Origin of the sequence: Kitasatospora sp. NPDC056184 (assembly GCF_042268405.1) — a bacterium.
GTDB lineage: Bacteria > Actinomycetota > Actinomycetes > Streptomycetales > Streptomycetaceae > Kitasatospora.
Map to the genome: position 1 here is coordinate 1 of NZ_JBHJUI010000025.1, position 13,674 is coordinate 13,674.

Annotated in this window: 11 protein-coding genes; 4 read left to right on the plus strand and 7 right to left on the minus strand. The window is 75.1% G+C overall.

Annotated features, from left to right (window positions below; all coding sequences use genetic code 11):
- Positions 1-88: 88 nt before the first annotated feature.
- Positions 89-955, minus strand: coding sequence for a formyltetrahydrofolate deformylase (gene purU, locus ACFC0B_RS33460; protein WP_376094560.1), 867 nt, complete (start codon positions 953-955; stop codon positions 89-91).
- A 123-nt stretch (positions 956-1,078) separates the two neighbouring features.
- Entirely contained in the window at positions 1,079-1,594 is a 516-nt protein-coding gene (locus ACFC0B_RS33465) for a hypothetical protein (protein ID WP_376094563.1), read from the minus strand.
- A 174-nt stretch (positions 1,595-1,768) separates the two neighbouring features.
- Here ACFC0B_RS33465 and ACFC0B_RS33470 point away from each other — a divergent pair, with 174 nt between their 5' ends.
- Positions 1,769-3,067 carry an ABC transporter substrate-binding protein gene (locus ACFC0B_RS33470; protein WP_376094566.1) on the plus strand — a complete coding sequence of 433 codons (1,299 nt, stop codon included), beginning with the start codon at positions 1,769-1,771 and terminating at the stop codon, positions 3,065-3,067.
- 87 nt (positions 3,068-3,154) lie between these two features.
- On the opposite strand, the gene ACFC0B_RS33475 is transcribed toward ACFC0B_RS33470, so the two are convergent.
- Both ACFC0B_RS33475 and ACFC0B_RS33480 read right to left on the minus strand, forming a co-directional pair.
- Positions 3,155-4,285 carry a hypothetical protein gene (locus ACFC0B_RS33475; RefSeq protein WP_376094569.1) on the minus strand — a complete coding sequence of 377 codons (1,131 nt, stop codon included), beginning with the start codon at positions 4,283-4,285 and terminating at the stop codon, positions 3,155-3,157.
- Positions 4,286-4,471: 186 nt separating this feature from the next.
- The gene (locus ACFC0B_RS33480; protein ID WP_350553764.1) at positions 4,472-5,848 is read right to left on the minus strand and encodes a transcriptional regulator; all 1,377 of its coding nucleotides are present in this window, start codon (positions 5,846-5,848) and stop codon (positions 4,472-4,474) included.
- A 328-nt stretch (positions 5,849-6,176) separates the two neighbouring features.
- On the opposite strand from ACFC0B_RS33480, the gene ACFC0B_RS33485 reads away from it, so the two are divergent.
- Positions 6,177-6,884 carry a bifunctional DNA primase/polymerase gene (locus ACFC0B_RS33485; protein WP_376094572.1) on the plus strand — a complete coding sequence of 236 codons (708 nt, stop codon included), beginning with the start codon at positions 6,177-6,179 and terminating at the stop codon, positions 6,882-6,884.
- 442 nt (positions 6,885-7,326) lie between these two features.
- Here ACFC0B_RS33485 and ACFC0B_RS33490 read toward each other — a convergent pair whose 3' ends face one another.
- Positions 7,327-8,019 carry a metal-dependent transcriptional regulator gene (locus tag ACFC0B_RS33490; RefSeq protein WP_376094576.1) on the minus strand — a complete coding sequence of 231 codons (693 nt, stop codon included), beginning with the start codon at positions 8,017-8,019 and terminating at the stop codon, positions 7,327-7,329.
- Between the two features lie 223 nt (positions 8,020-8,242).
- On the opposite strand from ACFC0B_RS33490, the gene ACFC0B_RS33495 reads away from it, so the two are divergent.
- The gene (locus ACFC0B_RS33495) at positions 8,243-9,007 is read left to right on the plus strand and encodes an SIS domain-containing protein (RefSeq protein ID WP_376094579.1); all 765 of its coding nucleotides are present in this window, start codon (positions 8,243-8,245) and stop codon (positions 9,005-9,007) included.
- A 303-nt stretch (positions 9,008-9,310) separates the two neighbouring features.
- Complete coding sequence (locus tag ACFC0B_RS33500; RefSeq protein ID WP_376094582.1) at positions 9,311-10,252, plus strand: DUF4231 domain-containing protein; 942 nt, start codon at positions 9,311-9,313, stop codon at positions 10,250-10,252.
- Between the two features lie 17 nt (positions 10,253-10,269).
- On the opposite strand, the gene ACFC0B_RS33505 is transcribed toward ACFC0B_RS33500, so the two are convergent.
- Positions 10,270-11,232 (minus strand): 2-hydroxyacid dehydrogenase, encoded by a 963-nt coding sequence (locus ACFC0B_RS33505; RefSeq protein ID WP_376094585.1) that lies wholly within the window; start codon positions 11,230-11,232, stop codon positions 10,270-10,272.
- Between the two features lie 103 nt (positions 11,233-11,335).
- Positions 11,336-13,648: an FxsB family cyclophane-forming radical SAM/SPASM peptide maturase gene (locus ACFC0B_RS33510; RefSeq protein WP_376094588.1), complete on the minus strand. Its 2,313-nt coding sequence runs from the start codon at positions 13,646-13,648 to the stop codon at positions 11,336-11,338.
- Positions 13,649-13,674 lie beyond the last annotated feature (26 nt).

The following is a 13,674-nucleotide window of genomic DNA, read 5'->3' on the forward strand; positions in this document are numbered from 1 at the left end:
AGCCGACAAATCCCAAACAGGACAGTCGAGACGTCAGTCAGGCGGCGAGTCAGACCCACCCGCAGCGTCACCACGAACATCATCACTGTCAGGCGAAGACGACGGTCCGGGTGCCGTTCAGCAGCACCCGGTGCTCGCTGTGCCACTTCACCGCGCGGGCCAGCGCCTGGCACTCGACGTCCCGGCCGAGCGCCACCAGCTGGTCCGGGGTGATGTCGTGGGTCACCCGGGCCACCTCCTGCTCGATGATCGGGCCCTCGTCGAGGTCGGCGGTGACGTAGTGCGCGGTGGCGCCGATCAGCTTCACCCCCCGGGCGTGCGCCTGGTGGTACGGCTTGGCGCCCTTGAAGCTCGGCAGGAAGGAGTGGTGGATGTTGATCACCTTGCCGGAGAGCTCGGTGCACAGCCGGTCCGACAGCACCTGCATGTAGCGGGCGAGCACGACCAGCTCGACGTTCTCCTCGGCGACCAGGTCCAGCAGCCGCTGCTCGGCCTCGTCCTTGTTCTCCCGGGTCACCGGGATGTGGTGGAACGGGATGCCGTAGCCCTCGGTGAGGTCGCGGAAGTCGGTGTGGTTGGAGACCACCGCGGCGATCTCCACCGGCAGCGCGCCGATCCGGGTGCGGAACAGCAGGTCGTTCAGGCAGTGCCCGAACCTGCTCACCATGAGGACGATCCGCAGCTTCTCCTCGCTCGGGTGGATCTGCCAGTCCATCCCGAAGGAGGCCCCGATCGCGGCGAAGCTCGCCCGCAGCTTGTCGACGGTCACCGGCTCGGCGGCGGAGAAGTGCACCCGCATGAAGAACAGACCGCTGTCCCCGTCACCGAACTGCTGGCTGTCGATGATGTTGCACCCGGTCATGAAGAGGTAGCTGGAGACCGCGTGGACGATGCCCTGCTTGTCGGGGCAGGACAGCGTGAGGACGTACTGGGCGCTGGCCGGCTGCTGTTCCACGGTGGGGGTATCCGTCCTGGGCTCGTGCTGGAGTGAATGCTCCAGCGTGTCACACTCCGGAAGGACCCCCACCGGGCTGCCCGCACTGCGGGACGGGCCGCCCCCGACCTGCGCCGCGTCCCCTCAGACCTGGGTCAGGATCCGCAGCACGTCCAGCGAGCGCGGCGGGACGTCCGGGTCCTCGCCGTCGCCGACCGCCAGCTTCACGTGCGCCTCGCGGGCCGCCCGGACCGCCTCCGGCCAGCCGTGGTGCTCCAGGTAGGCCGAGGCCGGGGCGTCCGCGCCGACCTCGTGCAGGATCCGCACCACCCGCAGCACCGCGACGTCCACCAGGGTGGCCTCGGCGGAGTCCCGGAAGATCGTGCCGACGTACTTCTCGGCCGACCAGCGGTCCAGCCAGGTGTCCTCGACCAGGCGGTAGACGGCGTCGGTGACGTCCCCGTACCCCTCGCGGCCGGCCAGCCAGGCCTCCCGCTGGAACCCGGGGTCGGAGAGCATGTGCAGCGCCGAGCGGAGTCGGGCCCGCCAGCGCCACCAGGGAAGGTCGTTGAGCGGCATGCCGCCCATCGTGCTGGAGCGGTGGCCCGGACGAGAAGGGTTTCGGGCAGACCGATACGAAGATTCTGTGCTGGCGGACATGGGAATCGATCGTACGTTCCCCGACCGTTCGTGCTCCACTCCCGATCTACACGCGTCCCCCCTCGGATTTCCGCCCCCGTTTGCCGGTTGTTGGCTGGACGGTCCTCTCGGCTTGCGACACCGGGGATTGGCTGGAACCGGTGCGCAGCACTGCGCCCAGGGAGGGAAAGACCGATGACCAGCCGTACGGGCTCGTCCCAGGCCATGCACCTGATCGCGGGACGGCGCCGCCGGCGCCCGATCGCTGCCGCCGCGACCGCCGCGGCGCTGCTCCCAACCCTCTTCTCGGCCTCCGCGTGCGGCGGACCGGCCGACGCCGCCACCGGCAGCGGCGACCTCACCGTGATGACCTGGGCGCCGTCCGACACCGGTGCGGCCGACCGCCCCGGGATGACCGCCCTGGCCGAGGCCATCGGCCGGGACATCAACGTCAAGGGCGGCCTGCACGGCCGCCGGTTGCGGGTGATCACCTGCAACGAGCACAACTCCTCCGACGGCGCCAAGGCCTGCGCCCAGCAGGCGGTGGACGCCAAGGCCGTCGCGGTGCTCGGCTCCTACAGCCAGTACGGCGACGACTTCATGCCCGTCCTGGAGCGGGCCGGCATCCCGCTGATCGGCGGCTACGGCCTGTCCCAGCCGGAGTTCAGCAGCCCGCTGTCCTACCCGGTGGGCGGCGGCCTGCCGGCCCTGATCGCGGGCAGCGGCCGGCAGCTGGTGGAGGCCGGCTGCAAGTCGGTCGCGGTGATCCGCCCGGACACCCCGGCCGGCGACAACCTGCTCGGCTCCCTGGGCAACGCGCTCAAGCCGGCCGGGATCAAGCCGCTGGACGTCAAGGCTCCGGAGAAGTCCAACGACTACTCCCCGGAGGTCCGCAAGGCGATCGGCGGCGACCAGCCGGGCAACTGCGTCACCAGCGCGCTGGGCGCCGAGCCGACCGGCAACCTGCTCGACGCCTTCCGCCGGACCGGCGCGAAGAACACCCGGATCGCCTCGGTGATCGGCAGTGTGCAGCAGTCGGTGGTCGACTCCACCGGCGGCGACAACGGCCCGCTCGCCGGCGCCTTCGTGACCGGCTGGTACCCGCCGGAGTCGGCCAAGATCTGGGACGGCCTGCGCGCGGTGATCCGCGCCGACACCGCCGGCCGGCACATCGACGCCGCCGACCCCGGGGTGCAGACCACCTGGGTGGCCTTCGAGGTGTTCCGCCAGGTCTCCGACCGGCTGGACGCGGCCGGACGGCAGGTCACCGGCAAGACGATCACCGCGCTGCTGGACGGCGGCGAGCAGATCGACGTGGGGCTCACCCCGCCGCTGAACTGGGCGACCACCAACATGCTGCCGAGCACCGAGTCGCCCCGGCTGGTGAACACCTGGGTCACCTACCAGGTGGTCAAGGGCGGGCAGCTGACCCTGCAGCGGCCCGGCTTCGTGGACGTGCGCTGGGTGCTCACCGGGGGCAAGCCGCCGGCCTGATCCACCGCTCCACCCCGCGGTCCCGGGGCCCGGCCGTCCGACGGTCGGGCCCTCGCCGTGCGCGGGCGCCGCCCGGGCCGGCCGGGGTCAGAGGTCGCCGTCGGTGCGGGTCGGCAGGCCGGTCTGGCCGGCGACGGTGTTCCAGAGCCCGGCCGCCTGCTTCTTGGCGGTGGTGGCGGTGCCGCTCGCGGCGACGGCGTTCTTGTAGTGCTGGTTGTCGTTCTTCTTCGGGTCACAGCCGCCCTGGGCGTCCCCGGCCCAGGCCGCGTACTCGTCGTCGGCGGTCGCCGAGGCCGTCCACGCCGCGTTCAGCTGCTCGACCAGCTGCGGGCCGCCGGGCAGCTTGTCGGTCTTCAGCCCCGCCAGCTTGGTCTGGAGCTCCCGGCGCTGGCCGGCCGCGGCGGTCAGCGCCTGCTGCGACTCCGGCAGCTTGTCGCACTTCTGCACCGAGGCGACCGCGCCGATCACGGCCTGCCGGCTGTCGTTGGCGGTGCCGAGCAGATCGGAGAGCGCCTGCGCCTGCGCCTTGACCTCCGGGTTGACCGAGGCGGTCGTCGGGCCGGCGCTCTGGGCGGTCGCGGCCGCCGGACCGCTGCCGCTGACCGGGGGGACGGCCTTCTTCTCCGTGCCGGAGGTGTCGTCGTCGCCGTTCATCAGCACCGCGACCAGGACGGCCGCCGCCAGGCAGCCCGCCACCACGCCGCCGATGAGCAGCTTGGAGGAGGAACGGCCGGCCCGGCCGCCGTCCCGCCCGGCCGGGGCCTCGCCCGGGTACCCGGGCGCGGGCCGGTCGGCGTACGCCTGCGGCGCGGGCGGGTATCCGGCCGCCGCCTGCGGGTCCGCTCCCGGGTACGGCGGCAGGTACTGGGTCGCCTGGGCCGGGTCGGCCGGGTAGCCCGGCTGCGGGGCGCCGCCCCAGCCCGGCTGGGCCGGGATGGCCTGGGTCGGCAGCGCGCTGTCCCCGAGGTACTCCGGCTGCCCGGACGGCTGCCCCGGGTACGGCCCGGCCGGCGGCCCGCCGACCGGGGGCTGACCCACCGGCGGCCGGCCGGCCTGCTGCCCCTGCGGCGGCCCGTACGGCTGTCCCTGCGGCGGCGGGCCGGGGTGCTGCCCCGGCTGCCCCGGCTGCGGCGGACCCGGCTGCTGACCGGGCTCCGGGCGGAACAGGTCGTCCAGGTTGAAGTCACCCGAGTTGGGGTACGAGCGGCGCTGGCTCAACGCGATTCCTCACCTGTGCACGACCGCGCGCTGACGGCGGACCACATCTCGTCGGTTCTTGGGAGCATCACAGTTCCATGGACGTCGCGCCCACGCTACCGGTTCACCGAACCGGCCGACCACGTGGGCGGACCGTCCCTCACCGACCCCGCACGCTGCCCGCCGTCCTCCTCGACGGCCCCCGGCTCAGGCGGCCTCCGCCTCGGCCCGGGCCTGGAACTCGCGGACCACCCGCTGCTCCCGGTAGGGCTCCAGCCGGCGCCGGAACTCGTCCAGGTACTCCACGCCCCGGTTGGACCGCAGCCCGCTCAGCAGCCGGACCGCCTGGGCCCCGGTCTCGCAGGCCCGCTCGACGTCCCGCTGCTGGAGCTGCGCCGTCGCCAGCAGCACGAGGTCCACCGCGCGGCGCCGCACCCGGGTCGGCGGGTGCAGGTCGAGCGCCCGGCGGGCGTAGTGCTCGGCCGGGCCGGCCTGTTCGAGGTCCCGGTGGCAGTGGGCCAACTCGTCGGCGAGGTAGGCGTCGTCGAAGTGGACGATCCAGTCCGGGTCGTCCTCCGGGCGGCGCTTCTCCATCATCTCCAGGGCCTTGGCGGCCACCGCCTCGCAGGCCTTGGCGTCGCCGAGCAGGGCGTGCCCGCGCGCCTCGGCCGCGTAGAACATCGCCATCGCCGTCGGGGTGGCCACCGTCCGGGCGCCCTCCTGGGCGGCCCGGGCCAGCTGGGCGATCTCCCGCGGGTTGCCCAGGGTCGCCGCCAGGTGGCTCATCGAGGCCGCCAGCACGTACCCGCCGTAACCCCGGTCGTCGGCGGCCTGGGCGAGGCGCAGCGCCTGGATGTAGTAGCGCTGGGCCAGGCCCGGCTGGCCGGTGTCCACCGCCATGTAGCCCGCCAGCTCGGTCAGCCGTGCGACGGCGGCGAAGAGCTGACGGCCGGTCTCGTCCCGGTAGGAGCCGCCGAGCAGTCCGGAGACCACGCTGTTGAGGTAGTGCACCACCACCGGGCGGACGTGCCCGCTGCCGAACCGGTGGTCCAGGTCGACCAGCATCGCGGTGGTCGCCTTGACGGCCGCGACGTCGGTCGGGCCGACCCGGGTGCCGCCGGTGCGGGCCACCACCGGGTCGGGCGGGGTGATCAGCCAGTCCCGGCTGGGCTCGACCAGGGCGGAGGCCGCCACCGTCGCCCCGGTCAGGAAGTCCCGGCGCCCGACGTCGCTGCGCCACAGCTCGCAGACCTGCTCCAGCGCGGCGCCCAGGGTCGGCGCGAACTGCAGGCCGATGCCGGAGCTGAGGTTCTTGCCGTCGGCCATGCCGATCTCCTCGACCGACACGCTGCGCCCCAGCTTGCGCCCGAGCGCCTCGGCGATCACCGCCGGGGCCTGCCCGCGCGGCTGCTGGCCGCGGAGCCAGCGCGCGACGGAGGTCTTGTCGTACCGCAGGTCCAGACCGTGTTCGGCACCGCAGAGGTTGACTCTCCGTGCCAGACCGGCGTTGGAGCAGCTGGCCTCCTGGATCAGCTGCTGGAGACGCTCGTTGGGCTGTCGTGCGACAAGTGGTCTCGCGGCCATTTGGGCTTCGCCTCCCCACACCCTCCGGTCCCGGCCGGCGGGCGACGCTTTCTGCTGATCTCTGTTGCCGAGTTGCCGACTGTCCGACCGTTCAAGGAAACTGACACCAGGTTAGCGATCAGCAACGCCACCGGGATACCCACGGTGACGATCCCGACCCCCCACGCGCCCGGGAGAATGCTCCCGTGCGCCCCCACTGCGCCCACCCTGCCTCCCCCCGGCGCGCTCCCGCACGGTCCGCCTCACCGGTTCGGGTGAATCGGCGTCGCGCGGCGCGGCGGCCGGGAACGGGCCGTAACCCCTCTCACGCACGGTAGTTGAGCACCCCGTGGAAGAGATCCCCGCTCCCCCCGACCAGGGCCCCGGCGCCAACCCGCCCCCGCTGCTCACCGAGGCCGTCGGCTACGCCGAGACCCGTCACTGGGAGGTCACCCCGGGCACCTGGCCGGTCGACGGCGACGGGCCGGTGCGCTGTTCCTGCGGCGAGCCGCGCTGCGCTCTTCCCGGCGCCCACCCGATCGACACCGACTGGACGCGCCGGGCGAGCGCGGGTCCGGGCGCGGTGCGGCGGTGGTGGACGGAGCACCCGGAGGCCTCGATCCTGCTGCCGACCGGCCGGTCCTTCGACGTGCTGGACGTCCCGGAGCCGGCCGGCTGCCTGGCGCTGGCGCGGATGGAGCGGATGGAGCTGGCGCTCGGGCCGGTGGCGGCGGTCCCGGCCGCGCCCGGCCGGTCCGGCCGGCGGCTGCACTTCCTGGTGCTGCCCGGTGCGGCGGCCAGGGTGCCGGAGCTGCTCCGCAAGCTGGGGCGGCCGCCCGGCCGGCTGGACCTGGTGGCCCGCGGCGAGGGCGACTGGACGGTGGCCCCGCCGTCCCGGGTCGGCCCGAGCGGCTTCGCCCAGTGGGCCCGCTCGCCCACCGCGCTCAACCGCTGGCTGCCGGACGCCGCCGAGCTGATCGGTCCGCTGGCCTACGCCTGCGGACGCGCCGCGCCGTCCTCCGCCGCCCGGTCGGCCCGCCCCGCGGCGGTGCGCTGACCGCTCCCCCCGACTGCCGCCCTGCGCCGATCGGGTGAGGGCGCGCCCCGCGCGACACCCCGCGCGCCTGTGACGGGCCTTGTCTCCCACCGGAGGCGGGGCCCGTCATACGCATGTGCGGATAAGGCTTCGGTGTACCCGCTGGTCAACGGCGAAAGCCCCTCGTACGAGTGACAGCGCTCAAGGATTGCCTTGATCGTCCGAGTGGGAGAACTCTCAACGTGAGGGGCCGCCGGACGGGGCGCTCGGTCGGGGAAGCCGGGCGAGGCGGACGGGAGGGACGGAGGGGAGACCGGAGGGGAACGGAGGGGACGGGAGGGACAGGGCGGGGCCGTGGTACCGGCCGGGTTCGGGGAGGCCGGTGCCACGGGGAGCGGGAGGGAACGGGAGGGGCCGGACGGGGCCGGGTGCGCGGGGAGCGCCCGGCCCCGTCCGGCGTTGCTCAGGCCTGCGCGACGAAGACGTGCGCGGCGATCTCCTTGCCCAGCTCGGCGGCGTTGTCGCCGGTGCCCACCAGCACCCCGCCGACCCCGGCGCTCACCCGCACCGTCGACCCCGGCCGGACCCCGGCCCGGCGCAGCGTGCGCATGAGGTCGCCGTCGGTCTGGATCGGCTCACCGATCCGGCGGACCACCACGTCGGAGCCGTCCGCGCCCGGCGTCACGGAGTCCAGCGGGACGAGCCCGGCGTCGAAGCCCTCGCCCTCGGCCTTGGCGTCGCCCAGCTCGTCCAGCCCCGGGATCGGGTTGCCGTACGGGGACTGGGTGGGGTGGCCGAGCATGGCGAGCACCTTGCGCTCGACCGTCTCGCTCATCACGTGCTCCCAGCGGCAGGCCTCCTCGTGCACCTGCTCCCACTCCAGGCCGATCACGTCGACCAGCAGGCACTCGGCGATGCGGTGCTTGCGCATCACCCGCACCGCGAGCCGGCGGCCCTCCTCGGTCAGCTCCAGGTGCCGGTCGCCCGCGACGCGCAGCAGTCCGTCGCGCTCCATCCGGCCGACCGTCTGGCTGACCGTGGGACCGCTCTGCTCCAGGCGCTCGGCGATCCGGGCGCGCATCGGGGTGATGCCCTCCTCCTCCAGTTCCAGGATGGTGCGAAGGTACATCTCAGTGGTGTCGATCAGCCCAGACATCGCCGCTGGCTCCGTTCCTCGGTGTCCTCATCGCCAATTCTGACGCACCGCACCGACTACCGGGTCCGCCGCAGGGCGCGGGGCGGCGTTTCCCGCCTGTTGACAGCGGCGCCGATGAGGCAGCACGGTGCTCGCCAGAGCTTTCTCCACCAGTGGTCCGGACCACCGCGACCGCTTCCCCCACCCGGCCGGGCCCCCCACCGGCAGAGAGCGAAGGCAGCAGATGAGCGAGCTGGTCGGCCGGTACTTCGACGCCGCGATCGCCCACCTCCAGCGGGTCCGCACCGAGGAGGCGGAGAACATCGAGGCGGCCGGGGCGCTGCTGGCCGAGGCGGTCTCCGAGGGCCGCCGGATCTTCACCTTCGGCTCCGGCCACTCCTCGCTGGCCGCCCAGGACGTGGTCTACCGGGCCGGCGGGCTGGTCCCGGTCAACCTGCTGGAGGTCCCCGGGATGGCCGGGGTCACGGTGATGCCGGCGCCGCTGTCCAGCGCCCTGGAGCGGGTCTCCGGGCTGGCCACCGCCGCCCTGGACCTCACCCCCGCCACCAGCGGTGACCTGCTGTTCCTCGTCTCGCTCTCCGGTCGCCAGGTGATGCCGGTCGAGCTGGCCCAGCACGCCCGGAACCGGGGCATGAAGGTGATCGGGCTGACCTCGCTCGCCTACCCCGGCGAGATCGCCTCCGGCCACCCCTCCGGCAGCTACCTCAAGGACCACTGCGACGTCGTCCTGGACAACAAGATCGCGGTCGGCGACGGCGAGCTGACCCACCCCGGCGCCGAGACCACCTTCGGCCCCGTCTCCACCGTCGTCACCAGCGCGCTGATGCAGGCCGTGGTCGCCACCGCGGTGGAACGGCTCGCCGACGCCGCGCTCGCCGGCACCGGTGCCACGCCGCCGCTGTTCCGCTCCGGCAACGTGCCCGGCGGCACCGAGTGGAACGCCAAGCAGATGGCCGACAACGCGGACCGGGTCTTCTACACCTTCTGATCGCGCCGGGCCGTTCGCCGTACGGGGGCGGGACCGCCGGTACCGGGCGGCCTACGCCGACCGGCCGACCGGCGTGGACGCCCGTCCCCGACGGCCGGCCGCCGGGCCACCCGACGGACCGCCGACGACCTGGAGCGCGCCCGGGACCGCACGCCCCGCCGTCGGACCGCGCGCCTCCTCCGTCCCACGTCCCCCACGCCGCGTTCCCGTCCGCACCGCCCGGCCCGACCCGGTCCGAGGCGTACCGCGCCTCCGGTCCGGGCAAGTACCGCCGGGGCGGTGGAGCTGCGAGTGGGGGACGGAATGACGTCGGGTACGGGCTGGACGGACCGGGTGCGGGAGCGCGAGCTGCTGCCGGAGCTCTTCTGGGCGGCCGACTCCGCCTCCCAACAGGGGCAGCAGCGGACGGTGCGGCTCGCCGCCGCCGAACTGCTGCTCCTGGTCGCGGCCGCCACGGCCGGCTCCGCCGACGGCACGCCGTGGGCCTGGCTCGCCGCCGTCGCCTACCTCGGCGCGATCGCCCTCTCCGCCGTGACCAGCCGGCAGAACCCGCAGGGCCTCTGGTACGAGGGCCGGGCCGCCGCCGAGTCGGTGAAGACCCTCGCCTGGAAGTTCGCCGTCCGCGCCGACGCCGTCCAGCCGCCCCCGCGCCCGCTGCCGGACGCCGAGGGCCTCTACGGCCTCCAGCTGGGCCGGGTGCTGCACGCCTTCCGGGGCAGCCGCGCGGTCGGCCCCGGCCTGGCCGGCCGGCCCGCGGAGAGCCGGATCACCCCGGCCATGCGCGGACTGCGCGACCAGCCGCTGGCCGTCCGCCGGGACGTCTACCTGCGCGAACGCATCCAGGTCCAGCACGACTGGTACCGCTCCAAGGCCCGCTCCTGCGCCCGCGCCGGCTTCTGGACCGGCGTGGCGGGCGTCGGACTGCCGCTGCTCGGCCTGGTGCTCGCGGTGCTGCGGGCGATGGGCGAGTTCACCTTCGACGCGCTCGGCGCCGTCTCCGCCGTGGCCGCCTCGGTCACCGCCTGGGCCCAGCTGCGCCAGTACCGCCCGCTCGCCGCCGCCTACGGCCTGGCCGCCGACGAGCTGGCCCAGATACGCGCCCAGCTGGCCCACCTCGACGTCGGCGCCCCCGACGCCGAGGAGCTCTGGGCCCGGTTCTCCCGCGACGCCGAGGACGCCGTCTCCCGCGAGCACACCACCTGGCAGGCCCGCCGCGAGGTCAACAACCCCGCCGACCGCGCCTAGCGTCCGGCGGGGCGCGTCTACCGGCCCACCGGGGTGACCGGGTCCTTGCCGGCGAGGACGGCGAGGACGTTGTCGACGGCGAGGTCGCCCATCGCCTGGCGGGTGCGGACGGTGGCGCTGCCGAGGTGCGGGGCGAGGACGGCGCGGTCCTGGGCGAGCAGGGCGGCGGGGACGGCGGGCTCGCGCTCGAAGTTGTCGACGGCGGCGGCGAACAGCGCGCCGGACTCCAGGGCGGCGGCGAGCGCCTCCTCGTCGACGACGCCGGCGGTCATCGAGACCACCACCGCGCCGGGCGGCAGCAGGGCGAGCCGGCGGGCGTCCAGCAGGTGCCGGGTGGCCGCGGTCAGCGGGCAGGTGACGACCAGCACGGGCGAGGTGGAGAGCAGCTGCTCCAGCGGCAGCCACTCGGCGCCGTCGGCCTGCTCGGGCGGGAGCGGGGTGCGGTTGTGGTAGCGGACGGGCATGTCGAAGCCGCCCGCCCGGCGGGCCACCGCCCGGCCGATCCGGCCCATGCCGAGCACGCCCAGCGGGGTGCCGGTCAGTTCCAGGCCGAGCAGGAAGTTCGGCGCCCACGCCCAGGCCCCGCCGGAGCGCAGCAGCCGCTCCCCCTCGCCGAGCCGGCGGGTGGCGGCCAGCAGCAGGGCCCAGGCCATGTCGGCGGTGGCGGCGGTCAGCACGCCGGGGGTGTTGGTGACCGGGATGCCGCGCTCGGCACAGGCCGCGAGGTCGACGTTGTGGTAGCCGACCGCGTGATTGGCCACCACCCTGAGCCCGGGACCGGCCGCGTCGAGGAGTTCCGCGTCCACCCGGTCGTCCAGGGTGCTGATCAGCGCCCGGCGGCCGCGGACGGCCGCGAGGAGGTCCGCGCGCTCCATCGGCAGGTCGGAGTCGTGCACGGTGGCCGGCAGGTTCGCGGTGAGCCGTTCGACGACACCGGGCGCGAGACGGCGGGTGACCAGGACCGGGGGCAGCTCGTTCATGAGGTCTGAATCTACGCTCCGCCCCCTCGCCGCGGCCGGACGAGGGGGCGGGTGAGAGGTCCCGGACGTCGTGGACGGCCGGCGACGCCTGCGGCCGACCGCCCTAGAGAACGGGCTGCCGCGGCAGGGGGAGCCAGGAGTCGACCGACTCGCGGGCCCCGGCGGCGAAGCGGTGGCCGAGCGGGGTCAGGGCGCCGCTGGTGGCCAGCAGGTCCACGGCCGCGTCGGTCAGGGCGCGCCAGTGGGTGAAGCGGGCCTGCGCGGCCTCGTCCGCGCGGGCGCGGGTGCCCCAGAAGGCGGTCACCGCCAGGTGGGCGTAGACCGCCTGGAAGAGGGAGCCGATCGGGCGTGGGGAGAGGCCGAAGGCCTCGAACAGGCGGGTGTCGGTGCGGTCGTACAGCTCCCAGCGGTCGAGCACTGCGCCCAGCTTCACGTGCTGGAACTCGTGGGCCAGCAGCAGTGCCAGCGTCGGCGCCGTGCGCGGCCGGGCGATGCCGACCGCGCCGAAAGCCTGCCGGGCCGCCGAGCTGACGTCCCTCCCGTCGGCCCCCGGCCGCAGCGGAGTCACGGTGGTCAGACCGGCCCACAGCCCGGCCGCGTACGCGGGCAGGTCGCGGTCGAGCAGCTCGGCGGCCTCCGCCAGGTCCCGTGCCCAGCAGGCGTACTCGGCGGCGCCCAGCCGGTCCGCCACCGGCCAGCGGTGGGCGGCGCGCTGGGGGTCCACGTCCTCCAGTGCGAGCACGCGCCCTCCCGCCAACCCGATCCGCCGCACCGGCTGCCAGCGCGGGTCGCCCGGGCCGGTGAGGGTGCCGTCGTCGGTGCGCGCCGTCCAGCCCGTCCGTCCGCCGGTGACCAGCGCCTCCCGGGCGCCCCCGCCCAGCACCAGCCGGCCGAGGGTCGGCAGGTGCAGCACGCCCTCCCGGAGCGGCACCGCCACCGCGTCCCCGCGCCCCGCCAGGACGGCCGCCGCGGCGGCCAGTTCGGCCAGCGTGCCGAGCCCCGCGCCCGGGTCGCCGCCCAGCCGTCGCGCCGCCCAGGCCCGGACGTACGGGTGGGCCACCACCACGTCCACGGCGCCGGGTTCGGCCGCGTCGAGGTCGGCGAGCAGCTCCCAGGCGGCCGAGCGGGCCAGCCCCGAGGAGCCGTGCACGGCGGCCAGCATCGCCCGGGTGAGGGCGAGTTGGGAGCGGGCCAGGGTGCGGACGGTCTCCGGCCCGCCCAGTCCCCGTGCCAGTTCGCCCAGTTGCGCGTCGCCGAGCTCCGGCCCGGCGACGTCCACCGGCGGAGCCGGACGCCGTCCGCCCCCGGCGCGGGCCGCCAGGCCGTCGATCAGCGCCCGCAGGTCCGCGCAGTACACCGAGGGGTGGTCGAAGGAGCCGTCCCGGTAGCGGTGCGCGTACAGGCCCCCGCCGCAGGAGCGCACCACCGGGCAGGCCCGGCAGGTGGCGTTCAGCCCGGCCAGGCCCGACTGCCGGGCGGCCGTCCCGGGGTGCCGGGCGACCTCGTCGAGGCTGTGCCGGAAGACGTCCATCCCGGTGGCGGGCGCGCCGTCGTACGCCGTCCGCAGGCTGTCCGCCTGCTCGTACGTCCCGTCCGTCTCCAGCACCACCAGGTCGACCGGCTCCAGCCCGAGCGCCTCGCCGAGGCCGGGCAGCCCGGACAGGGTGCGGTGCACCGAGTCGAAGGTGCGGACGGCGAACGGGCGGCCGTCCGCCTCCCACTGCGCGTGGGCGGCCAGCAGCCAGTGGGCGTACGGCGTCGCGCCCGCCCCGGCGGGCCGTTCGGGCGGACGCTCCCAGGTGGCGTGCGGGAGCAGGAAGTCCACGGCGGGCGGCTCCAGTTCGGCGAGCGCCCGGTAGACGGCGAGCGGGTCGTTGTCCACGTCGACGGTGCACAGCAGCCCCGCGTACAGGTGCCGGAACCGGGGCTCGCGCAGCAGACCGGCGGCGCGCAGGACCTGCGGGTGGCTGGAGCGGCCGTCCGCGAACCGGCGGTGGCGGTCGTTGGCGGCCCGGTCGCCGTCCAGCGAGAGGCCGACCCGGATGCCGAGTTCGTCGAACAGCTCGCAGTACGCCGGGCTGAGCCGGACCCCGTTGCTGTGCACCCGCAGGTCCAGTTCGCAGACCTCGGGCAGCGCGGCCCGCAGCGTCTCGGCCGCCCGCCGGATCACCGCCGGCCCCGCGAGCAGCGGCTCACCCCCGTGCAGGACGACGCGCACGGCGGTCAGCCCGTGCGCGGCGGCGTGCTCCCCGATCCGCTCGGCGGCTCTCACCAGCACGGCGTCCCCGATCACGCGCGGCCGGGAGCGCCAGCCGGTGTCGGCGTGCTCGTAGACGTAGCAGTGGTCGCAGGCGAGGTCGCACCGGCTGTGGACCTTCAGGACGACCTGCGTGAGCGGAAGCGGAGGAGGCGTCATGACGCCTCATTTCCAGGGTCGGACGC

Coding starts and splice junctions, on each gene's coding strand:
- ACFC0B_RS33465 (WP_376094563.1), bottom strand. CDS start 1,594: ATGTCCGCCAGCACAGAATCTTCGTATCGGTCTGCCCGAAACCCTTCT.
- ACFC0B_RS33470 (WP_376094566.1), top strand. CDS start 1,769: ATGACCAGCCGTACGGGCTCGTCCCAGGCCATGCACCTGATCGCGGGA.
- ACFC0B_RS33480 (WP_350553764.1), bottom strand. CDS start 5,848: ATGGCCGCGAGACCACTTGTCGCACGACAGCCCAACGAGCGTCTCCAG.
- ACFC0B_RS33490 (WP_376094576.1), bottom strand. CDS start 8,019: ATGTCTGGGCTGATCGACACCACTGAGATGTACCTTCGCACCATCCTG.
- ACFC0B_RS33495 (WP_376094579.1), top strand. CDS start 8,243: ATGAGCGAGCTGGTCGGCCGGTACTTCGACGCCGCGATCGCCCACCTC.
- ACFC0B_RS33500 (WP_376094582.1), top strand. CDS start 9,311: ATGACGTCGGGTACGGGCTGGACGGACCGGGTGCGGGAGCGCGAGCTG.
- ACFC0B_RS33505 (WP_376094585.1), bottom strand. CDS start 11,232: ATGAACGAGCTGCCCCCGGTCCTGGTCACCCGCCGTCTCGCGCCCGGT.
- ACFC0B_RS33510 (WP_376094588.1), bottom strand. CDS start 13,648: ATGACGCCTCCTCCGCTTCCGCTCACGCAGGTCGTCCTGAAGGTCCAC.